This window comes from Xanthomonas cassavae CFBP 4642, assembly GCF_000454545.1.
In the GTDB taxonomy this organism is placed as follows: domain Bacteria; phylum Pseudomonadota; class Gammaproteobacteria; order Xanthomonadales; family Xanthomonadaceae; genus Xanthomonas; species Xanthomonas cassavae.
In genome coordinates this window covers 2,772,032-2,792,937 of sequence record NZ_CM002139.1, presented here as the reverse complement: position 1 = coordinate 2,792,937, position 20,906 = coordinate 2,772,032, and the positions used below count along the sequence as shown (strand labels likewise).

At 63.6% G+C, this 20,906-nt stretch carries 22 protein-coding genes and 1 pseudogene; 14 read left to right on the top strand and 9 right to left on the bottom strand.

What is annotated here, in order from left to right:
* Positions 1-4: 4 nt before the first annotated feature.
* From XCSCFBP4642_RS0112425 to XCSCFBP4642_RS0112410, 4 genes are all read right to left on the bottom strand, one after another.
* Positions 5-1,546 carry a TraB family protein gene (locus tag XCSCFBP4642_RS0112425; RefSeq protein ID WP_160170377.1) on the bottom strand — a complete coding sequence of 514 codons (1,542 nt, stop codon included), beginning with the start codon at positions 1,544-1,546 and terminating at the stop codon, positions 5-7.
* Between the two features lie 4 nt (positions 1,547-1,550).
* Positions 1,551-2,435 carry a carbon-nitrogen hydrolase gene (locus XCSCFBP4642_RS0112420; protein ID WP_029220065.1) on the bottom strand — a complete coding sequence of 295 codons (885 nt, stop codon included), beginning with the start codon at positions 2,433-2,435 and terminating at the stop codon, positions 1,551-1,553.
* A 111-nt stretch (positions 2,436-2,546) separates the two neighbouring features.
* The gene (locus XCSCFBP4642_RS0112415; protein WP_029220064.1) at positions 2,547-3,581 is read right to left on the bottom strand and encodes an agmatine deiminase family protein; all 1,035 of its coding nucleotides are present in this window, start codon (positions 3,579-3,581) and stop codon (positions 2,547-2,549) included.
* 235 nt (positions 3,582-3,816) lie between these two features.
* Complete coding sequence (locus tag XCSCFBP4642_RS0112410) at positions 3,817-4,158, bottom strand: hypothetical protein (protein WP_029220063.1); 342 nt, start codon at positions 4,156-4,158, stop codon at positions 3,817-3,819.
* 15 nt (positions 4,159-4,173) lie between these two features.
* On the opposite strand from XCSCFBP4642_RS0112410, the gene XCSCFBP4642_RS29215 reads away from it, so the two are divergent.
* Positions 4,174-4,320, top strand: coding sequence for a hypothetical protein (locus XCSCFBP4642_RS29215; RefSeq protein ID WP_160170376.1), 147 nt, complete (start codon positions 4,174-4,176; stop codon positions 4,318-4,320).
* Positions 4,321-4,377: 57 nt separating this feature from the next.
* Here XCSCFBP4642_RS29215 and ykgO read toward each other — a convergent pair whose 3' ends face one another.
* Positions 4,378-4,503, bottom strand: coding sequence for a type B 50S ribosomal protein L36 (gene ykgO, locus XCSCFBP4642_RS0112400; protein WP_005913193.1), 126 nt, complete (start codon positions 4,501-4,503; stop codon positions 4,378-4,380).
* Between the two features lie 174 nt (positions 4,504-4,677).
* Here ykgO and cmk point away from each other — a divergent pair, with 174 nt between their 5' ends.
* The 8 genes from cmk to galU all read left to right on the top strand — a co-directional run bounded on the left by cmk (position 4,678) and on the right by galU (position 13,229).
* The gene (gene cmk, locus XCSCFBP4642_RS0112395) at positions 4,678-5,361 is read left to right on the top strand and encodes a (d)CMP kinase (protein ID WP_029220062.1); all 684 of its coding nucleotides are present in this window, start codon (positions 4,678-4,680) and stop codon (positions 5,359-5,361) included.
* Between the two features lie 182 nt (positions 5,362-5,543).
* Positions 5,544-7,229, top strand: coding sequence for a 30S ribosomal protein S1 (rpsA, locus tag XCSCFBP4642_RS0112390; protein WP_029220061.1), 1,686 nt, complete (start codon positions 5,544-5,546; stop codon positions 7,227-7,229).
* 88 nt (positions 7,230-7,317) lie between these two features.
* Positions 7,318-7,629, top strand: a complete 312-nt coding sequence (locus XCSCFBP4642_RS0112385) for an integration host factor subunit beta (RefSeq protein WP_029220060.1) — start codon at positions 7,318-7,320, stop codon at positions 7,627-7,629.
* A gap of 67 nt (positions 7,630-7,696) precedes the next feature.
* A complete protein-coding gene (locus tag XCSCFBP4642_RS0112380) occupies positions 7,697-8,002 on the top strand; it encodes a LapA family protein (protein WP_029220059.1) in 306 nt (101 codons plus the stop codon).
* A 6-nt stretch (positions 8,003-8,008) separates the two neighbouring features.
* A complete protein-coding gene (gene lapB, locus XCSCFBP4642_RS0112375) occupies positions 8,009-9,187 on the top strand; it encodes a lipopolysaccharide assembly protein LapB (RefSeq protein ID WP_029220058.1) in 1,179 nt (392 codons plus the stop codon).
* A 257-nt stretch (positions 9,188-9,444) separates the two neighbouring features.
* Positions 9,445-10,419, top strand: a complete 975-nt coding sequence (locus XCSCFBP4642_RS0112370) for an MraY family glycosyltransferase (protein WP_033898317.1) — start codon at positions 9,445-9,447, stop codon at positions 10,417-10,419.
* A 9-nt stretch (positions 10,420-10,428) separates the two neighbouring features.
* Entirely contained in the window at positions 10,429-12,336 is a 1,908-nt protein-coding gene (locus XCSCFBP4642_RS0112365; protein WP_029220056.1) for a polysaccharide biosynthesis protein, read from the top strand.
* Entirely contained in the window at positions 12,336-13,229 is an 894-nt protein-coding gene (gene galU / locus XCSCFBP4642_RS0112360; protein WP_029220055.1) for a UTP--glucose-1-phosphate uridylyltransferase GalU, read from the top strand. Before XCSCFBP4642_RS0112365 ends, galU begins: the two co-directional genes overlap by 1 nt.
* Before the next feature lie 8 nt (positions 13,230-13,237).
* On the opposite strand, the gene XCSCFBP4642_RS30785 is transcribed toward galU, so the two are convergent.
* On the bottom strand, positions 13,238-13,576 hold the full coding sequence (locus XCSCFBP4642_RS30785; RefSeq protein WP_029220054.1) for a hypothetical protein: 339 nt from the start codon (positions 13,574-13,576) through the stop codon (positions 13,238-13,240).
* 81 nt (positions 13,577-13,657) lie between these two features.
* Positions 13,658-13,813, bottom strand: a complete 156-nt coding sequence (locus tag XCSCFBP4642_RS30780; RefSeq protein ID WP_084624501.1) for a helix-turn-helix domain-containing protein — start codon at positions 13,811-13,813, stop codon at positions 13,658-13,660.
* 50 nt (positions 13,814-13,863) lie between these two features.
* On the opposite strand from XCSCFBP4642_RS30780, the pseudogene XCSCFBP4642_RS0112350 reads away from it, so the two are divergent.
* Positions 13,864-14,253: pseudogene (locus tag XCSCFBP4642_RS0112350) on the top strand (monovalent cation:proton antiporter-2 (CPA2) family protein); the annotation flags it as partial.
* A 97-nt stretch (positions 14,254-14,350) separates the two neighbouring features.
* Here XCSCFBP4642_RS0112350 and XCSCFBP4642_RS0112345 read toward each other — a convergent pair.
* A complete protein-coding gene (locus XCSCFBP4642_RS0112345; RefSeq protein WP_029220052.1) occupies positions 14,351-14,683 on the bottom strand; it encodes a DUF1244 domain-containing protein in 333 nt (110 codons plus the stop codon).
* Positions 14,684-14,732: 49 nt separating this feature from the next.
* Here XCSCFBP4642_RS0112345 and folD point away from each other — a divergent pair, with 49 nt between their 5' ends.
* The 4 genes from folD (at position 14,733) to XCSCFBP4642_RS0112325 (ending at position 20,482) form a co-directional block, all read left to right on the top strand.
* The gene (gene folD / locus XCSCFBP4642_RS0112340) at positions 14,733-15,644 is read left to right on the top strand and encodes a bifunctional methylenetetrahydrofolate dehydrogenase/methenyltetrahydrofolate cyclohydrolase FolD (RefSeq protein ID WP_029220051.1); all 912 of its coding nucleotides are present in this window, start codon (positions 14,733-14,735) and stop codon (positions 15,642-15,644) included.
* Positions 15,645-15,824: 180 nt separating this feature from the next.
* Positions 15,825-17,282, top strand: a complete 1,458-nt coding sequence (guaB, locus tag XCSCFBP4642_RS0112335; protein WP_029220050.1) for an IMP dehydrogenase — start codon at positions 15,825-15,827, stop codon at positions 17,280-17,282.
* A gap of 126 nt (positions 17,283-17,408) precedes the next feature.
* Entirely contained in the window at positions 17,409-18,974 is a 1,566-nt protein-coding gene (guaA, locus tag XCSCFBP4642_RS0112330) for a glutamine-hydrolyzing GMP synthase (RefSeq protein ID WP_029220049.1), read from the top strand.
* A 305-nt stretch (positions 18,975-19,279) separates the two neighbouring features.
* Entirely contained in the window at positions 19,280-20,482 is a 1,203-nt protein-coding gene (locus XCSCFBP4642_RS0112325; RefSeq protein WP_029220048.1) for a tyrosine-type recombinase/integrase, read from the top strand.
* 36 nt (positions 20,483-20,518) lie between these two features.
* Here XCSCFBP4642_RS0112325 and XCSCFBP4642_RS0112320 read toward each other — a convergent pair whose 3' ends face one another.
* Entirely contained in the window at positions 20,519-20,773 is a 255-nt protein-coding gene (locus tag XCSCFBP4642_RS0112320; RefSeq protein WP_029220047.1) for a helix-turn-helix transcriptional regulator, read from the bottom strand.
* Positions 20,774-20,906 lie beyond the last annotated feature (133 nt).

Here is a 20,906-nt window from a genome sequence, read left to right as displayed (position 1 = left end):
ACGCTCACCCATGCAGGCGATTGAAGATCTGCACGCCGGCCAGCCACACCCCGGCCATGCTGCCGAAATTGGTCAGCAAAAAGGTCAGCACCACGCGCGACACGCGATTGCGGTACCAGCCGCGTAGCGTCTGCGCGTCGTCGCGCAGCGACAGGAAATCGCCATAGGCCGGTTTGCGCATATGGACCTCGACCAGCGCGGCAAATGCCCCGGTCGGCACGCTCAGCCGGAACGGTTTGAACGGTGCCACCGCCGCCGCGGTCAGGATGCTCAGCGGGTGGCTGCCGGCCAGCAGGCAGCCCAGTGCCGCCATGCCGCCGGTATACATCGCCCATTGCAGCAGCAGGTCGGCTCCCATGCTCAGGCCGCCGCGCCAGAAGCCGATGCCGATGCCGGTAATGATCACTGCCAGAATGCCCAGCGTGATCCAGGGCACGCGCTTGCGCTGCTGCACGTATTCCAGCGATTCGCGCAACGGGCCGGGCGCATCGGTGTCCTGCTCCAAGTGCCGCGCAAGCCCGGCCAGATGGCCGGCGCCCACGACCGCAAGCACCTCGCGCTGGCCGCCGTCGGCCTCCTCGCGCAGGCGCGTGGCCATGTAGCGATCGCGCTCGGCGATCACGGTCTCGTACAGCTCGGGGCTTTCGCTGGCGAAATCGCCGAAGCTCGCCTCCAGCATGTCGCCCTGCTTGAGCTTTTCGATTTCTTCCTCGCCCACTTCGTCGGCGGCGAACAGACCACCGAGCAGACCGCCGGCCAGCTTCATCTTGCCGAAGAAGCCCAGCCGCCCGGAGGCGCGCTTGAAGGTCAGCCCGACTTCGCGGTCGATCAGGTAGACCGGCAACCCTTGCGCGCGTGCCAGATTGACCGCCTCCTTCAATTCGGCGCCTGGCTCGATGCCCAATTGTTTGGCCAGCCGGCGCTGATACGCCGCCAGCGCAAGATTGGCCGCAAACAGCGCCACGCGCCCCTTGCGGATCACCTGCACCAGGTCCAGGCGAGCCAGCGCATCCGGATCGCTGAGCGCCTGCAGCCGCTGCGTATCCAGTTCCACGGCCACTGCGTCGTAACGGCCACTGCCGATCGCCCGTTGCACCGCGGCCACGCTGGCCAGCGACACGTGCGCAGTACCCAGCAGGGTGTAGCGCACACCATCGCGCTCGATAATGCGATGCGGCTGGCTGGACAGCGCATCGTCCAGAACGCGGGGAAGCTGCTCAGTCATGTGGGTAGTCATCAGAAGGAGGGGGGGGGGGTTGCCGTGGCCCTGCCGGCCTTCGGCCACGTAGATCGAGTTCTCCACGGTCCAGTGGTAGCCTGCACGCGCGCGGTAACTTCCTGCATACGCGTAGCCGACCACCGCACCATCGCGTTCTGCGACCAGATAGGGGTAGCCAGCATCCACCACGGCGTCCACGCGTGAGCGCATCTGCTCGCTGGATGGCGCGCTGTATTCGTAGGTATTGCCCCCGGCGATCTGCTCCGCATAGATCGCAGTGATTGCCGGGATGTCCGCCGCGCGGACTGCACACAACTCGACGGGCATGCGGTCAGTCGATATAGCGCTTGAGCAGGTCGCCATACGCATCGATACGCCGATCGCGCAGGAACGGCCAGATGCGGCGCACGTGTTCGCTGCGCTGCAGGTCGACATCGCAGATCAGCACGGTCGGGTCCTGGCCCGCTTCCGCGATGAACTCGCCCTGCGGTCCCAGCACGTGGCTGTTGCCCCAGAACTGGATGCCGGATGCGCCCAGCGGCGAGGGCTCGTGGCCGACGCGGTTGCACGACAGTACCGGCACGCCATTGGCGACCGCATGCCCGCGATGGCTCAGGATCCACGCATCGCGCTGACGCTCCTGCTCGGGCTGCTGGTCATCCGGGTCCCAGCCGATTGCGGTGGGGTAGAGCAGCAGCTCCGCACCGGCCAGCGCCATCAGGCGCGCCGCTTCGGGGTACCACTGATCCCAGCACACCAGCACGCCCAGGCGGCCCACCGAGGTGTCGACCGGCGTAAAGCCCAGATCGCCCGGAGTGAAGTAGAACTTCTCGTAGAAGCCCGGGTCGTCGGGGATGTGCATCTTGCGGTACTTGCCGAGCAGGCGCCCGTCGGTTTCGAACACCACCGCCGTGTTGTGATACAGGCCGGCAGCGCGACGCTCGAACAGCGAGGCGACCAGCACCACGCCGTGTTGCCTGGCCAGCGCGCTCAGGCGCTCGGTGCTCGGGCCGGGAATCGGCTCGGCCAGGTCGAATTCCTCCACCGACTCGTGCTGGCAGAAATACGCACCGTTGTGCAGTTCCTGCAACAGCACCAGCTTGGCGCCCTGCGCGGCGGCTTCGGCCACGCGCGATTCGATGACGGCCAGGTTGGCCTCGGCGTCGCCGTGGTTGCGCTCCTGGATCAGCGCGACGGAAAGGAGATGACGGGTCATGGCTACATCCAACTGGGTGACGCGCTACGGTAGCGCGTCATGGCGGAACGCTGGCCTGCCGGCCGGAACAGGAACGACGCATCGCATGGATCGCCGCGACGAATGCAAGGGCTAGGCGGCCAGCAGGCCGGCCGGCAACTGCATGGTCAGGCAGTGCAGGCTGCCGTTCTGCCAGATCAGCGCACGGCAGGGTACCGGCACGATCTCATGCTGCGGGAAGGCCTCGGCCAGCACTGCCTGCGCGGCGGCATCGGCCGGATCGCCATAGGCCGGCATCAGCACCGCACCGTTGACGATCAGGAAGTTGGCGTAGGACGCGGCCAGACGGCGGCCCTGGTCGAGAATCGGCTGTGCCCACGGCAGCACGAACAGGCGGTACGGCTGGCCATCGGCGGTGCGCAGCGCGGCCAGTTCATTGCCCATCGCCTGCAATTGGGCGTAATGCGAATCGCCGGGGACATCGCAGCCCTGGTAGACGATCGCATCCGGGCCGGCAAAGCGCGCCAGCGTGTCGATGTGCGCATCGGTGTCGTCGCCTTCCAGATAGCCATGGTCCAGCCATAGCACGCGATCCTGCGACAGCCATGCAGCAAGATCGCTGCTCAGCGATTCGCGGGTGCGCTGCGGGTGGCGCTCGTGCAGGCACTTCCAGGTGGTCAGCAAGGTGCCGGCGCCATCGGTTTCGATCGCACCGCCTTCCAGCGCGAAATCCACCGTGTGCACCGAGGCGGGTACGAATACCTGCGCCGCATCCAGCGAACTCACCAACTGGTCGTCCAGGCTGGCTTCGAACTTGCCGCCCCAGCCGGTGAAACGGAAATCCATCAGCCGGAATCCGGCATCCTGGCGCAGCGTGATCGGACCCGAATCGCGCAGCCAGGTGTCGTTATAGGCGGCCACCACGAAACGCACGCGCGTCATGTCCAGCCGCGCCGAGCGCAGCCGCGCTTCGGCATAGATCTGCAGATCGTCGTCGGCCACGCAGATGATCACCGGCTCGAAGCGGGCGATCGCCGTCACCAACGCGATATAGGTCTCTTCCACATCGGCCAGGCGCTCGGCCCAGTCGGTGCCGGCGTGCGGCCACGCGATCAACACGGCAGATTGGGGTTCCCATTCGGCGGGGAAGCGAAGACGGTCGGTCATGCCTGGCAATACTCATCTTGGTGTCCGGGCAACCGCCCGGACGTTCATCGATACCCTGCACCCGGGTGCAGGCTCTTGCGAGCCTGACGCACAGTCACGCGTCAGGCCTTGGTGCAGATTCGTGGCGACACATATCCAGCTGCTGACGGACGCAGCAGGCCGGCATGCGGAACGGTCGGACCAGCGGTGCGGCATGCAGATGCCTGCCTGGACTGGTGGCCGAGTGTGGCTGCGATTACCTGATCGGCGGCTTCGGCCCGATTTCGTTGGCATCGGCCTGGTTGGCCACCACGTCGATCACCTTGGTCTTTTCGAAGTACACGGTGAACGCTGGGTACACCCAGCGATGGATGGTCGGCCACTGGCGCTTCTGGCCGCCACGCGGGTCGAGCTTTTCCTGCGGCGTGCCGTAACGGCTTTCCACCTGGCTCATGCTGTCGCCACGCAAGGGCAGGGCGGCGGCGGGTTTCTGCTGTGCACGATCGATCAGCAGCGTGTCGGCCGACGCGACGGCACTGATCCCCATCAGTGCGATCGTCAGCATGATCGGCGGCATCACAAACAAACGGTTGCGCATGTCATCTACTCCCCAGTGGACAAGATTTCGGATGGTGATTACAGCAAAAAACCGCGACAGGCGGTGATGCCGGTCGCGCAGCGCCTGGTGGTGCAGTCCGGCGCTGCGGCGGGCGGCCTGGGCGCCGACGGTCCGGCCGGCTGGCCGGCAGCCGCACGCTGACCAAGAAAAAACCGCCCGGAGGGCGGCTTTCTCGGGTCTTGCACGCGGCGCAAAGGCTTAGCGCTGACGCGCCTTGAAACGCGGGTTCGACTTGCAGATCACGAAGACCTTGCCGCGGCGGCGGACCACCTTGCAGTCGCGGTGACGGGTCTTCGCAGACTTCAGGGAGGACAGGACTTTCATGGCACACCTCGGTGTAAACGGTTGGGTTCGATGGAAAGAGTGCCCACGGTTCGAGGGTGCACTCGCAATTAAGCCGGCAATTCTAACCGGCTTTTCGTCGTGCTTTCAAGTGGTTGCAGCGCAATGGCAGCGAGCGGCGTTACACTACCGCCTGATGCCCTTCCGGAAACCTGAATGACCGACCTGTCACCCGTTCTCACCATCGATGGCCCGTCCGGTGCCGGCAAGGGCACGGTCAGCCGGATCGTGGCGGCCCGCCTGGGCTGGCATTACCTCGATTCTGGCGCACTGTACCGTGCGGTGGGTGTGGCGGCGAGCTGGGCGGACCTGGATGTCTCCGACCCGGCCGCGCTGGTGCGTTGCACCTTCGACACCAAGGTGGAATTCGACGATGCGGGCGAGGCAGGGCTGCGCGTGCTGGTCAATGGCGCAGATGCGACCAGTGAGCTGCGCCTGGAAACTACCGGCGCGCTGGCCTCGGCCATTGCCGCCATTCCCGAGGTGCGCAGCGCCCTGAAAGAGCGCCAACGCGCATTCAGGTGCGCCCCCGGACTGGTCGCCGACGGGCGCGACATGGGCACGGTGATCTTCCCCGATGCTGCCTACAAAGTGTTTCTGACCGCCAGTGCCGAAGAACGTGCGGGCCGTCGCCATAAACAGTTGATGGAAAAGGGTGTTTCAGTTATCTTCGACGACCTGCTGCGCGAGATCATGGCGCGTGATGCCCGTGATGCGCAGCGGGTGGTGGCGCCATTGCGGCCGGCCGAAGACGCCGTGCTGATCGATACCAGCGGAATGGGAATCGAAGATGTTGTCCAGCGTGTGGTCGGGTTGCTCGCAGACCGCGCGCCGTCGTAAGCGTTTCGCAAGCGGGTTTGTCCCGCCGACCGTAAGGCGTTCCAAAGCTCCGTCGCGCATCCTGCGTGGCGGTTCTATGACTTCCAACCGACTCGCTGTCCGGAGTCGACCAACAGGCTGGGCGGTTCGCATCTGTCGCACCCCGACGATCGGCGCCCGTGTGTTCAACTGAGTAAATTCAAATGACAGAATCTTTTGCAGAACTGTTCGAAGCCAGCCAAGCCAATCTGGCGAAGCTGAAGCCGGGCTCCATCGTCACCGGCACCGTCGTGGAAGTGCGCGGCGACGTGGTGGTGATCAACGCTGGCCTGAAGTCCGAAGGCATCGTGCCGATCGAGCAGTTCCGTAACGACGCTGGCGAGATCGATGTAGGCGTGGGCGACCAGGTCAAGGTTGCGCTGGACTCCATCGAAAACGGCTTCGGCGAGACCGTGTTGTCGCGTGAGAAGGCCAAGCGCGCGATGGTGTGGGACGAGCTGGAAGAAGCGTTGGAAAAGAACGAAACCATCACCGGCCGCATCAGCGGCAAGGTCAAGGGTGGTTTCACCGTGGACATCAAGGATGTCCGCGCGTTCCTGCCTGGTTCGCTGGTGGATGTGCGCCCGGTGCGCGACCCGGCCTACCTGGAAGGCAAGGAGCTTGAGTTCAAGCTGATCAAGCTCGATCGCAAGCGCAACAACGTCGTGGTGTCGCGTCGTGCCGTGGTCGAGAGCGAGCACTCGGAAGAGCGCGAGCAGCTGATGGACAAGCTGCAGGAAGGCGCGATCCTGAAGGGTGTCGTCAAGAACCTGACCGATTACGGCGCATTCGTGGACCTGGGCGGTATCGACGGCCTGCTGCACATCACCGACATGGCCTGGAAGCGCGTGCGCCATCCGTCCGAAGTGGTCAACGTCGGCGACGAGCTGGACGTGCGCGTGCTGAAGTTCGATCGCGAGCGTAACCGCGTCAGCCTCGGCCTGAAGCAGCTGGGCGAAGATCCGTGGGACAACATCGCCCGTCGTTACCCGGCCAACAGCCGCGTGTTCGGCAAGGTCTCCAACGTCACCGATTACGGCGCATTCGTCGAGATCGAGCCGGGCGTCGAAGGTCTGGTGCACGTCTCCGAGATGGATTGGACCAACAAGAACGTCAACCCGTCCAAGGTTGTGCAGGTGGGTGACGAAGTCGAAGTGATGGTGCTGGATGTCGACGAGGAGCGTCGCCGCATCTCGCTGGGCATGAAGCAGGTTGCCGCCAATCCGTGGGAAACCTTCGCTGCCACCCACAAGAAGAACGACAAGGTGTCCGGTCAGATCAAGTCGATCACCGACTTCGGCATCTTCATCGGTCTGGACGGCGGCATCGATGGTCTGGTGCACCTGTCCGACATCAGCTGGAACACCACCGGCGAAGATGTCGTGCGCAACTACAAGAAGGGCGATACGCTGGAAGCCGTTGTGCTGGCAGTGGACCCGGAACGCGAGCGCATCAGCCTGGGCGTCAAGCAGCTGGAGCAGGACCCGTTCGGTCAGTACATGGCGTCCAACCCGAAGGGCTCGAAGGTCGAAGGCGTGGTGCGTGAAGTGGATGCCAAGGGCGCCACGATCGACCTGGCCGATGGCATCGAAGGCTACGTCGCTGCACGCGACATCGCCAACGAGCGCGTGGACGATGCGACCCAGCACCTGAAGGTCGGCGACAAGATCGAAGCCAAGTTCGTGGGCATGGACCGCAAGGGCCGCACCCTGCAGCTGTCGATCAAGGCCAAGGACGATGCCGAAATGCGCGAAACGCTGGAGGAATACCAGTCCTCCGCTGCGTCGGGCGGCATGACTCAGCTGGGCGCGCTGCTGCGTGCGCAGTTGAACAACAACAAGTCCGAGTAAGCGCGTAGCGCTCGCAAGAGCGTGATGGATCGGCCCGGGCTTGCCCGGGCCGATTCCGATGTGTCAGTCGAAAAAAGCAAGTCTTCCCATGACCAAGTCCGAATTGATTGAAATCCTGGCGCGACGCCAAGCGCATCTGAAGTCGGACGATGTGGATCTGGCAGTCAAGTCGCTGCTGGAGATGATGGGGCAGGCGCTGTCCGATGGTGATCGGATCGAAATCCGCGGGTTCGGCAGCTTCTCGCTGCATTACCGCCCGCCACGTCTGGGGCGTAATCCCAAGACCGGCGACTCGGTCGCGTTGCCGGGCAAGCATGTTCCGCACTTCAAGCCAGGCAAGGAATTGCGCGAGCGAGTCAGCTCCGTGGTGCCGGTCGATCTGGCCGATGCGGCAGACTGACGGCAGCTCTACCGCTGCGTTTATGTCGGCTCGGTTAAGCTAGGCGCCTTCCCGACGGAGTCGCGCGATGAAGGTGTTTCGCTTGCTGGTGATGTTGGCATTCCTGTTGGTCGGCCTGATCATCGGTGCGGTCAATTCCCAGGACGTCACTCTCGATTTCCTGCTTTCCAGTGTGCATACGACCTCCGGGGTCGCGATCATCGTCGCGCTGCTGGTCGGTGTGTTGATCGGTGCCGGCATGGTGCTGGTCAGCGTGGTCATCCCCCTTTATTCCAAGCTGCGCCAGGCCAACAAGGCTGTCGTGGTCAGTCGTGCCGACGCCAGGCGTGTTGCGCCTGCCGCCGTCGAGCCGCGCCCCCTCGATGGACTCTGAGTACGTATGGACTTCCTGACCGAGTGGTTCTGGTTTTTCCTGTTCCTGCCGCTGGCGGCGCTGAGTGGCTGGATCGTCGGTCGACGCGGTGGCCAGCGCCATGGCGATACCCAGGTCAGTCGTCTGTCGAGCACGTATTTCCGCGGCTTGAACTATCTGCTCAACGAGCAGCCCGACAAGGCGATCGAGCTGTTCCTGCACATCGCCGAGCTGGACAAGGAAACCTTCGAGACGCAGGTTGCGCTGGGTCATCTGTTCCGCCGCCGCGGCGAGGTCGATCGCGCCATCCGGCTGCATCAGGGACTGGTGCAGCGCGGTGACCTGACCGACCAGCAACGCGTGCAGGCCTTGCTTGCACTTGGCGAGGATTACATGAAGTCGGGTCTGCTGGACCGGGCTGAAACGGTGTTCACTGAACTGGCGCAGCTCGATCAACGCGCACCGCAGGCGCTGCGCCATCTGATCGGTATCTACCAGGCCGAACGCGATTGGGAAAAAGCCATCGATAACGCCACCCGTTATGAGGAAGTCACCGGCGAGCCCATGGGCAAGCTGATTTCCCAGTTTGAGTGCGAACTGGCAGACCGTTACCGCGGACTGGGCAAGGCCGATGAGGCCCTGCAGGCGATCGCGCGCGCCTATCAGGCCGACGCCACCTCCGTGCGGGCCGGCATTCTTGAGGGGCGGATCGAGTCCGAGCGCGGTCACGATGAAGCGGCGGTGCGGGCATTCGAGCGCGCGGCGCGACACGACCCGGACTATCTGCCGGAGATCATTCCTGCGCTGATGGCCGCATATCGCCGGGTCGGCGACATCGCCGGCGCGCGCAATTTCCTGTCCGAGATGACCGAGCACTATCGCGGCATCGCGCCGGTGCTGGCGCTGACCCAGTTGATGGAGGCGCAGGACGGAGTGGCGCCTGCCTTGGCCTATCTCGGCCGCCAGCTCAAGGATCGTCCATCGGTGCGCGGCGAGTCGGCACTGATCGACCTGACGTTGGCCGAGGGCAGTGACCCGGTCGGCACCTTGCAGGATCTCAAGCACATCACCGACCAGTTGCTGGTGCGCAACCCGAGTTACCGCTGCACCCGCTGCGGCTTCGGTGCCAAGACGCATCATTGGCAATGCCCGAGCTGCAAGGAATGGGGCACGGTCAAGCCGCTGTTGAACTACGCGGTGGTCTAGGACGTGTCGCAGCTTTCGGGACAGGTCCATCTTGTCGACATCGGGGTGGGCCATCGCCACGGTCTGCAGCGGTGCCAGTCAGCTGCAGTCCGAATGGTTCGGTGCGCGGCACCGCTTGTGCATTCCAACATTGAATGGCGTGCTCCAGGCAGTACCGGCATCGCCGCGCAAGCCGGCATGCTATTGCCTTCTGCGCTCCTGTCCTTTGCGACTGCTGGTCTAGATGGCGCCAGCGGTTCGGAGCGCGGTGCACGGTGATGCCCTCTATCTGGCTGTGGTGCGCATTGCACCTGACGATCGCGGCACTCGGAACGTGGCTGCTACGACGTTATGCGCTGCATCGCCGTCTACTCGACCACCCGGGTGAGCGACGAAGCCATTCGGTTGCCACTCCACGTGGTGGTGGTATGGCCATCGTTGCGGCAATCCTTTCGGGATGCGTGGTAGCCGGCATGCTCTGGCCGGCGTCGCGCCAGCTGGTCGGCTGGTTTGCGGCCGGTCTGGTCCTGGTCGCTGGGGTGGGTTGGTGGGACGATCATCGGCCGTTGTCGGCCAGGCTGCGCTTTGCGATCCACCTGGCTGCATCGGCATCGCTTGGATGGCTGGTCATCCACTGCACCGGCAATGTCCTGAACGGCATTCTCAGCGTGGCGGCCTGTGTGGTGCTGATCAATGTCTGGAACTTCATGGACGGCATCAATGGGTTGGCAGCCAGCCAGGCTGCGTTGGCGGCACTGGCGTTCGCTGCGGTGCTTCCCACTGCGTGGTCGTTCGCCGGGCTGGCAGTGGCCGCGGCATGCCTGGGGTTTCTTCCTTTCAACTTCCCACGCGCTCGCATCTTCCTTGGCGATGGGGGCAGTGGAGCACTTGGCTACGTGCTGGCGGCCTTGCTTGCGCTGAGCATAGTGGAAGGGCGGGTGAGCTGGTGGACCGGCTGGATACCACTGACTGCCTTTCTTGTAGACGCCGGCTTCACGCTCTTGTCTCGCATGCTCGCCGGGCAACGCTGGTGGGAGCCGCACTCCCTGCACGTGTATCAACGTCTGGCGCGCCGGGTCGGGAGCCATGTTCCGGTAACTGGTGTTTACTTCGCTTTCAGCGTCACTGCCGTCTGCTTGTATGTGTTAACTCGTCATGATGGGGCTTGGCCGCAGGTCGTCGGGGCAATTGTCTGGGGCCTGGGCGTTGCTGCCAACTGGTACTTTCTGCGCGCCGGACTGCGCGATTTTTGATGGATTTTTATGATTTCCTGGCGTGACCGTTTGACCAAGGCGCTGCCGCAGGCAGCCGTTGTGGTGCATGACCTATTAATGGTCTGGGTGTGCTGGCAGCTGCTGCACGCTGGCCGTTACTCGATGTTGCGCGACGCGCCTGAGCTGCCGCTCTGGGATTGGCGCACCGCCGTAGTCCTGGTGGCGCAGGGCCTGGTGTTCTGGAAGATGGGGCTGTACCGGGGACTGTGGCGGTTCGCTTCCGTGCCTGATCTGTGGAACATCTTCAAATCGAGTTTCCTCGGCCTGGTCGCGATTGTGCTGGCCCTGTCGTATGACCGCCTGGATGGGGTGCCGTTGTCGGTCCTGGTGGTCTATCCATTTGCCTTGTCGGCGCTGCTTGGCACGCCACGGCTGTTGTACCGCGCCTGGAAGGACTACCAGATCGCGCACTCCGGGGATGCCGCCCAGCGGGTGTTGATCCTGGGTGCCGGCCGCGCTGCCGAGGGTCTGGTTCGCGATCTGCGTCGAACCGGTGCGTTTGTCCCGGTCGGATTCCTGGACGATGCCAATAACCTGCATGGCGCAAAGATCCAGGGCCTCAACGTGCTTGGGAACCTCGATCAGGCCGCATCGATCGCCAAGGAAACCGCCGCCAAGCTGCTGGTGATTGCCATACCGTCGTTGGATGCTTCCGGCATGCAGCGCGTGGTGGCGATCTGCGAAAGCACAGGCCTGCCGTTCCGGATGGTGCCCAAGCTGATCAATGTGCTGGAAGGCCGCTCGCTGCCCGGCGAACTGAAAGAGGTCGCCATCGAGGACCTGCTTAATCGCAAGCCAGTCACTCCCGACTGGCGGCTGATCCGCGACTGGCTGACCAACAAGACCGTGATGGTGACCGGTGCCGGTGGTTCGATTGGCTCGGAAGTCTGCCGCCAGTGCGCCCGGCATGGTGCGCGCCGGATCGTGCTGCTGGAGATCGACGAGCTGGCATTGCTCACCATCGCCTCCGATCTGCGCCGGTTGTTTCCGGATATCGAGGTGGTGCGCATACTCGGCGATTGCGGCGATCCGGCCGTGGTGGCGCATGCGCTCAACACGGCGACCCCGGACGCGGTCTTCCATGCCGCTGCCTACAAACAGGTGCCGCTGCTGGAAGAGCAGTTGCGCGAGGCGGTACGCAACAACGTACTGGCCACCGAGAACGTGGCGCGTGCCTGCCAGCGGGCGCGTATCGAAACGTTCGTGTTCATTTCCACCGACAAGGCGGTTGAGCCGGTCAATGTGCTTGGCGCCAGCAAGCGCTATGCGGAGATGATCTGCCAGAGCCTTGACGCACGCGACGCACCGACGCGCTTCATCACGGTACGCTTCGGCAACGTGCTGGACTCGGCCGGCAGCGTGGTGCCGCTGTTCCGCGAACAGATCCGCCAGGGTGGCCCGGTCACGGTGACGCACCCGGATGTGACGCGTTACTTCATGACCATTCCCGAAGCGTGCCAGCTGGTGATCCAGGCCGCGGCCTCCGCTTCGCATGGCGCGATCTATACGCTGGACATGGGCGAACCGGTGCCGATCCGGCTGCTGGCCGAGCAGATGATTCGCCTGGCCGGCAAGCAGCCTGGCAAGGATGTGGCCATCCTCTATACCGGCCTGCGACCGGACGAGAAGTTGCATGAGACCCTGTTCTACTCCGACGAGGACTATCGGCCTACCGCGCATCCCAAGATCCTGGAAGCCGGCGTGCGCGAGTTCTCGCACGAGCAGGTGTTGCAGTTGGTGACCCGCTTGCGCGAAGCGGTTAATCGTTATGACATCAAGGCGATGGAGACTGTGCTGGGCAGTCTGATGCCCGATTTCGCGGCTGCTCGACGGAAAGTCGACGCGCGATCTGATACGGTCGTTCCATTCCCCGCACGTGAGGTCAGAAGACTGTAATGAGTCAGCGCATTCGCAAGGCCGTATTTCCTGTCGCAGGTCTTGGGACCCGCTTTCTTCCGGCCACCAAGACGGTGCCGAAGGAAATGCTGCCAATCATCGACAAACCATTGATCCAGTACGCTGTCGACGAGGCCATCCAGGCTGGCTGCGATACACTGATCTTCGTCACCAACCGCTACAAGCACTCCATTGCCGACTACTTCGACAAGGCTTACGAGCTGGAGCAGAAGCTCGAGCGCGCCGGCAAGCTGGAGCAGTTGGAACTGGTCCGTCATGCGTTGCCGGAAGGCGTGCGCGCCATTTTCGTGACGCAGGCCGAAGCACTGGGCCTGGGGCACGCCGTGTTGTGTGCCAAGGCGGTGGTGGGTGACGAGCCGTTCGCCGTGCTGCTGCCCGACGACCTGATGTGGAACCGGGGCGACGCCGCGTTGACCCAGATGGCCGACGTGGCCGAAGCATCCGGTGGCAGCGTCATCGCCGTGGAAGACGTGCCCCACGACAAGACGGCCAGCTATGGCATCGTCTCCACCGATGCCTTCGACGGCCGCAAGGGTCGCATCAACGCCATCGTCGAAAAGCCCAAGCCGGAAGTGGCGCCAAGCAATCTGGCGGTGGTCGGCCGGTACGTGCTCAGCCCGAAGATCTTCGAGTTGCTGGAGTCCACTGGCGCAGGCGCGGGTGGCGAAATCCAGCTGACCGACGCAATTGCCGAGCTGCTGAAGAAGGAGCAGGTCGATGCCTTCCGTTTCGAAGGCCGACGTTTCGATTGCGGCGCACATATCGGCCTGATCGAGGCGACCGTGCACTTCGCGCTTGAGCACGAGAAGCATGGCGGCCCGGCCAAGGAAATCATCCGCGAAGCATTGGCCAAGGCCGACGCGCGCGGCTGATCGCTCCGTCATTGTGGTTTCGCGAACGACGCCTTCCGGCGTCGTTCGTTGTTTTGGGCCCTGATCGGGCAGGGTCGCCCGATGCGCAGATCCACCGCAATCAAGCAAGCAGATGCAGGGCGGTGGTGCAGTGGTGTCGTTAGGATCCGGGCATGAGCCAGACTGCCCACTCCAGTGACCTGATCAACGTGGTGGGCCTGCTGGGCGCGGCGGTGGTTGCCATCCCGCTGTTCCGACGGCTGGGCCTGGGCTCGGCGCTCGGCTACCTGGCGGTGGGCCTTGCGATCGGCCGCTTCGGGCTGGGCCTGTTCGACGACCCGCAGGCGATCATGCACGAAGGCGAACATGGCCGTCCCCTGTGCAAGCAGACGCGGACGGACGCTGCGCACATGGCGCGCCCGATAGCCGACTGCCGCCGAATGCGCCGACTACCGCGACGACTGCTGGCGTCCAATTTTCCGGCTCAGGGTCGATGCACTGCGTCCAAGGCGGCGGCCGATCGCCCGCAAGCTTGTCCCTCGATCACGTTCCACCTGAAGCACCGCACGCTCCTCAGGACTCAGATGACTGTACTGTCTTCCCATTCCAACACCCTACACTCTGTGAGGTGTTGCACTTCAAGGTTGAGTCTGCCCTGGCCATGCGCGAGTTTCCGCATGCGCGCCTGCTGGTGCGCTCGTCCGACCGCGAGCATTCGCTGCAGCTGATCGCCGCCGGCGTGGATTACCAGATTCGCGAGACCTGCGAGTCCGCGGTGCTCTTCGGTCGGGCCGCGCCGGTCGAACTGGGCGTGGATGAGGACGAGGCCGACCTGATCGCGCGCGCGATCCGTCGCCGCGACGCCGAGCGCCTGGACCTGGAGATCGCGGCCGGCAACGTGCGTGCCGGGGCGGGACTGATGTACGGCAAGATCACGCCGACGGTGCCCAGGCCCACGCCGTTCACGCCGCCGCGCCGGGAGAGCCGCTCGCTCAACCGCGAAGCGGCGGTCGCGGCTGGCGAAGAGCCGAGCGTGCAGGACTGAGCGGCGCGCAGGCTCGAGTCTTCTCGACCGCCACGAATCAGGACCGTCATCGCAGGCATCCCGGCCATTGCGCGATGCCTGCGCACAGAGCCAACCATCAGCCGTGTTTGCGCTGAGCTGCAGCGAAGGCCTCGCGCTGCTCCGGGGTCGCGTCCTTCTGATGCTGCTGCTTCCACTGTGCGAACGGCATGCCATAGACCGCCTCGCGCGCCTGTTCCTTGCTCATCGGCTGCCCTTGCGCTTGGGCCGCTTCGCGGTACCAGTCGCCCAGGCAGTTGCGGCAGAAGCCGGCGAGGATCATCAGATCGATGTTCTGCACATCGGTGCGGTCCTGATTGAGATGCTGCAGCAGCCGGCGGAATGCGGCCGCTTCGATGGCGGTGGTGGTCGCATCGCGGTTGGACGCCGTGATGGAAGTGGTGTCGGTCATGGCGGAATCGGGGACAATAGACGGCCTTGGACTCTACACCTGACGCCCCATGACCGCTTCCGCGCCAGCTGCCTCCGCTCCGGCCCGCCTTCTCGACGGACGGCGTATTGCCGAGGAGCTGCTCGACGGAGTGAAGTTGCGGGTGGATGCGCGCGTGGCGGCCGGCAAGGCGCGGCCGGGGCTGGCGGTGGTGCTGGTCGGTGGCGATCCGGCATCGTCGGTGTATGTGCGCAACAAGCGGCGCGCGGCGGAGAAGGTCGGTATCGCAGCCTTCGATTACGACATGCCACAAGGCACCAGCGAAGCCGAGCTGGCGGCGCTGATCGACGAGCTCAACGCCGACCCCAAAATCCACGGCATCCTGATCCAGCTGCCGCTGCCGGGCATTCCCGATGCCAATCGGTTGATCCAGCGCATCGACCCACGCAAGGATGTGGACGGGTTCCATCCGCAGAACGTGGGCCATCTGGCGCTGCGCGAATTCGGTCTGCGCCCGTGTACGCCGCGCGGCATCGTGACCCTGCTGGGCCACACCGACCAGCCGGTGCGCGGCCGCAATGCCACCATCGTCGGCGTGAGCAACCACGTGGGTCGGCCAATGGGCCTGGAGCTGCTGATCGCCGGTTGCACGGTGACCAGCTGCCACAAGTTCACTCCGGCCGATGTGCTGGAGGCGAGCGTACGCAATGCCGACATCCTGGTGGTGGCGGTGGGCCGGCCGGGCCTGATTCCGGGTGAATGGGTCAAGCCTGGCGCGGTGGTGATCGATGTCGGCATCAACCGGCTCGAGGACGGGCGCCTGGTTGGCGATGTCGGCTTCGATGCCGCCCTACAGCGCGCCGCCTGGATCACGCCAGTGCCGGGTGGGGTGGGGCCGATGACCGTGGCCACGCTGATGCAGAACACCATCGAGGCTGCTGATGCGGCCGGGATTGGGGATTCGGGATTGGGGATTGGTTAAAGGCAACGGCGAAGCGCATGCGTCGGCCGATCCGGATTGCGTCCGGGATCATCCGGCCATCGGCATCCTGACGAACGGCGGGCGGTGCAGGGCGGTGCCTTTGCCAATCCCGAATCTCAACTCCCCAATCCCGGCCCCAATGCGTTAAAATGTCGCGCTTCCCCACACTCGGGTCCGCCGATGCTACGCATCCAGGCTGAAGCTCTTACCTACGACGACGTCTCGCTCGTCCCCGCCCATTCGATCGTCCTGCCCAAGGATGTCAGCCTGGAAACCCGGCTGACCCGCGATCTGCGTCTGAAGTTGCCGATCCTGTCGGCAGCGATGGACACGGTGACCGAACACCGCCTGGCCGTGGCCATGGCCCAGCTGGGCGGCATCGGCATCATCCACAAGAACCTGACCCCGGCGCAGCAGGCGGCCGAAGTTGCCAAGGTCAAGAAGTTCGAGTCCGGCGTGATCACCGAGCCGTTTACGGTGAGTCCAGACACGACCATCGGCGAAGTGATCGCATTGACGCGGGCGCGCAACATCTCCGGTGTGCCGGTGGTGGATGGCAGCGAGCTGGTCGGTATCGTGACCAGCCGCGACATGCGCTTCGAGAAGAAGCTCGACGATCCGGTCCGCCACATCATGACCAAGAAGGATCGCCTGATCACCGTGCGCGAAGGCGCCAGCGACGAGGAAGTGCTCGAGCTGCTGCACCGTAACCGCATCGAGAAGATCCTGGTGGTCAACGATGGCTTCGAGCTGCGCGGGCTGATCACGGTCAAGGACATCCAGAAGAAGACCGACAACCCCAACGCTGCCAAGGATGCCGCTACCCGGCTGCTGGTCGGTGCGGCCGTGGGTGTGGGCGGCGATACCGAACAGCGTATCGAACTGCTGGCTGCGGCCGGCGTGGACGTGGTCATCGTCGATACCGCGCACGGCCACTCGCAGGGCGTGATCGACGGTGTGGCCTGGGTCAAGAAGACCTATCCGCACCTGCAGGTGATCGGCGGCAACATCGTGACCGGCGATGCAGCGCTGGCACTGATGGATGCCGGCGCCGATGCGGTCAAGGTCGGCGTGGGCCCGGGCTCGATCTGCACCACCCGCGTGGTGGCAGGCGTCGGCGTGCCGCAGATCACCGCGGTGGACATGGTGGCCGAAGCGCTGCAGGACCGCATTCCGTTGATCGCCGACGGCGGCATCCGCTACTCGGGCGACATCGGCAAGGCCCTGGTGGCTGGCGCGTCCACGGTGATGGTCGGCGGCCTGCTGGCTGGTACCGAAGAAGCGCCCGGCGAAGTCGAACTGTTCCAGGGCCGTAGCTACAAGAGCTACCGCGGCATGGGCAGCCTGGGTGCGATGGAGAAGGGGTCCAAGGACCGATATTTCCAGGACGCCTCCGATGCCGACAAGCTGGTTCCCGAAGGCATCGAAGGGCGCGTACCGTATCGCGGCCCGGTCGGTGGCATCATCCATCAGCTCATCGGTGGCTTGCGCGCGACCATGGGCTATGTCGGCTGCGCCACCATCGAAGACATGCGCACCAAGCCGAAGTTCGTCAAGATCACCGGCGCCGGCCAGCGCGAGAGCCACGTCCACGACGTGCAGATCACCAAAGAGCCGCCGAACTATCGCGCTGGTTAAACCAGCGCGCGGGATTGGGGATTCGGCATTCGGGAGTCGTAAGAGCCTACTGCGTCCCCACCCGGCAGCGGTTGTGGCTTGCGTTTTTGCGAATCTCCAATCCCAACTCCCCAATCCCGGCTCTCAATGACCAGCATCCACAACGACAAGATCCTCATCCTCGATTTCGGCGCGCAGTACACGCAGTTGATCGCGCGGCGCATTCGCGAAATCGGTGTGTACTGCGAGATCTGGGCCTGGGATCATGATCCGTCCGAGATTGCCGGCTTCGGTGCCAAGGGCATCATCCTGTCCGGTGGGCCGGAATCGACCACCTTGCCGGGTGCACCGGTCGCGCCGCAGGAAGTGTTCGATAGCGGTTTGCCGGTGTTCGGCATCTGCTACGGGATGCAGACCCTGGCTGCGCAGCTGGGCGGGGCGACCGAAGCGGCCGACCAGCGTGAATTCGGTCATGCCGAAGTGGACGTGGTGGCCGCCGATGCGTTGTTCTCCGGCCTGACCGATCACGCTGGCGCGTCGCGCCTGAACGTGTGGATGAGCCACGGCGACCACGTGTCGCAGGTGCCGCCGGGCTTCACGATTACTGCCGTGACCGACCGCATTCCGGTGGCGGCGATGTCCAACGAAGACAAGCGTTGGTACGGCGTGCAGTTCCATCCGGAGGTGACGCATACGCTGCAAGGCCAGACCTTGCTGCGCCGTTTCGTGGTCGATGTCTGCGGCTGCCAGACCTTGTGGACCGCAGCCAACATCATCGACGACCAGATCGCGCGCGTGCGTGCGCAGGTGGGCGATGACGAAGTGATCCTGGGCTTGTCCGGCGGCGTGGATTCGTCGGTGGTCGCCGCGCTGTTGCACAAGGCGATCGGCGACAAGCTGACCTGCGTGTTCGTCGATACCGGCCTGCTGCGCTGGCAGGAAGGCGATCAGGTGATGGCGATGTTCGCCGAGCACATGGGTGTCAAGGTGATCCGCGTCAATGCGGCCGACCGCTATTTCGCCAGGCTCGAAGGCGTGAGTGATCCGGAAGCCAAGCGCAAGATCATCGGCAACCTGTTCGTGGAGATCTTCGACGAAGAATCCAGCAAGCTGGCCAATGCCAAATGGCTGGCGCAGGGCACGATCTATCCGGACGTGATCGAGTCGGCCGGCAGCAAGACCGGCAAGGCGCATGTGATCAAGAGCCACCACAACGTCGGTGGCTTGCCGGAGCACATGAAGCTGGGCCTGGTCGAACCACTGCGCGAACTGTTCAAGGACGAAGTGCGTCGCCTCGGCGTCGAGCTCGGCCTGCCGCGCACGATGGTGTACCGCCATCCGTTCCCCGGCCCGGGCCTGGGTGTGCGCATCCTGGGCGAGGTGAAGCGCGAATACGCCGAGCTGCTGGCCAAGGCCGATGCGATCTTCATCGACGAACTGCGCAAGGCCGATCTGTACGACAAGACCAGCCAGGCATTCGCGGTGTTCCTGCCGGTGAAGTCGGTCGGCGTGGTCGGCGATGCACGCGCCTACGAATGGGTGATCGCCCTGCGGGCAGTGGAGACCATCGACTTCATGACCGCGCACTGGGCGCATCTGCCGTACGACTTCCTCGGCACGGTGAGCAACCGCATCATCAACGAACTGCGCGGCGTCTCGCGCGTGGTCTACGACATCTCCGGCAAGCCGCCGGCGACGATCGAGTGGGAGTGATTCGACATCTGGCAACGACTGGCATCAAGTAGCACCGGAACACAGCTAAGCCCGCGTAAATGCGGGCTTTTTTTGATTTTGTTTGGCACTTGCTGGCAATCTTTGGCATCTGCAAGCACCATTTTTTCATGGCATGATGAATGGCATTGAGAGCTTAGATGCCAGGAGATGCTGGCAATACCATGTAGCAATCTTTATGGTGATCATGGTACTAAATAGTCGTAAGTGATTGAATTTATTTGCTTTTTGCGCAAAATTTGGCTGAATCTGGATCATGGTATTTGAGCCGATCGAGGGCCAAGAACATGCTTACTGATACCAAGCTGCGGAACCTCAAGCCGAGGGATAGGCTCTACAAGGAGAACGACCGTGATGGCCTCTATGTGGCCGTCACGCCTGCAGGTGCGATCTCGTTTCGCTATAACTATTCGATCCATAGCCGGCAGGAGACCATCACTTTCGGCCGCTACGGTGTTGGCGGAATCACCCTTGCGGAAGCCCGAGAGCGGCTCGGCGAAGCCAAGAAGATGATCGCGGCCGGGAAGTCGCCTGCCAAAGAGAAGGCGCGAGACAAGGCACGCGTTAAGGATGCGGAGACGTTTGGAGCATGGTCGGAGAAATGGCTGCGCGGCTACCAGATGGCTGACTCCACACGTGACATGCGCCGCTCGGTCTACGAGCGCGAGTTAAAGCCGAAATTCGGCAATCAGAAGCTGGTGGAGATCACCCATGAGGACTTGCGCGCGCTCACCGATGCCATCGTGGAGCGCGGCGCGCCGGCCACCGCAGTACATGCACGAGAGGTGATGTCGCAGGTCTATCGCTGGGCCATCGAACGCGGCCAGAAGGTCGCCAACCCAGCAGAACTGGTGCGCCCAACGACCATCGCCAAGTTCGAGCCGCGTGACCGTGCGCTGACGCCCGACGAGATCGGCCTGATGTATCAGTACATGGAGCGCATCGGTACGACGCCATCCATCCGGGCAGCAGCCAAATTGCTGCTGCTGACGATGGTGCGCAAAAGCGAGCTGACCAACGCGACCTGGGGCGAGATCAATTTCAGCGACGCGCTTTGGACGATCCCGAAGGAGCGAATGAAGCGACGCAATCCGCACTTGGTGTTTCTGTCCCGCCAGGCGCTGGACATTTTCATTGCCCTCAAGACCTTTGCCGGCGGGTCGGACTACGTGTTGCCGTCGCGGTATGACTCGGACCTACCTATGAGCAGCGCCACGCTCAACCAAGTATTGACGCTCACATATCGGCTGGCGCAAAAGGAAGGAAAGTCGCTTCCCAAGTTTGGGCCACATGACCTACGGCGCACAGCCAGCACGCTATTGCACGAGGCGGGCTACAACACCGACTGGATTGAGAAGTGCCTGGCGCATGAGCAGAAAGGCGTCAGGGCCGTCTACAACAAGGCTGAGTACAGAGAGCAACGCACCGCCATGCTTCAGGACTGGGCGAACATGATCGACGAATGGACAATGAAGCGGCCGAGTGCGTGACTTTCGTTCTATTGCCGCCGGAGCAACGCAGCGCTTTTATCGGTTGAAGGGGTGGAGCCGCAGGTGACGGTCGACAAATCCAGGTCGCATGGCCTGCGTACCGGACGACCTGCGCGTTTCAATCCATTCCTCGATTTCGGCCAAATCCCAGGCGACATTTCGGCTGGTGAGTGCAATGCGGCGTGGGAACTCTCCACGCTGCTCCATGTTAAAGATCGTGCGCTCAGACAGTGGAATCATCGCCAGGAGCTTTTTACGGTTGATGAGTGTCTTGCTTGTCTCTGCCTGCATTCCTTCGCCTCCTTCATTCACACGCGAACATGTGTTTGAGGGCACCTCGAATAACCATGCCGGAGCCGATGTAGCGCGTGCATGGAGGTGACGATGCTTTCGAAACATCAGCACTCTGACATGGTTGGCCAAG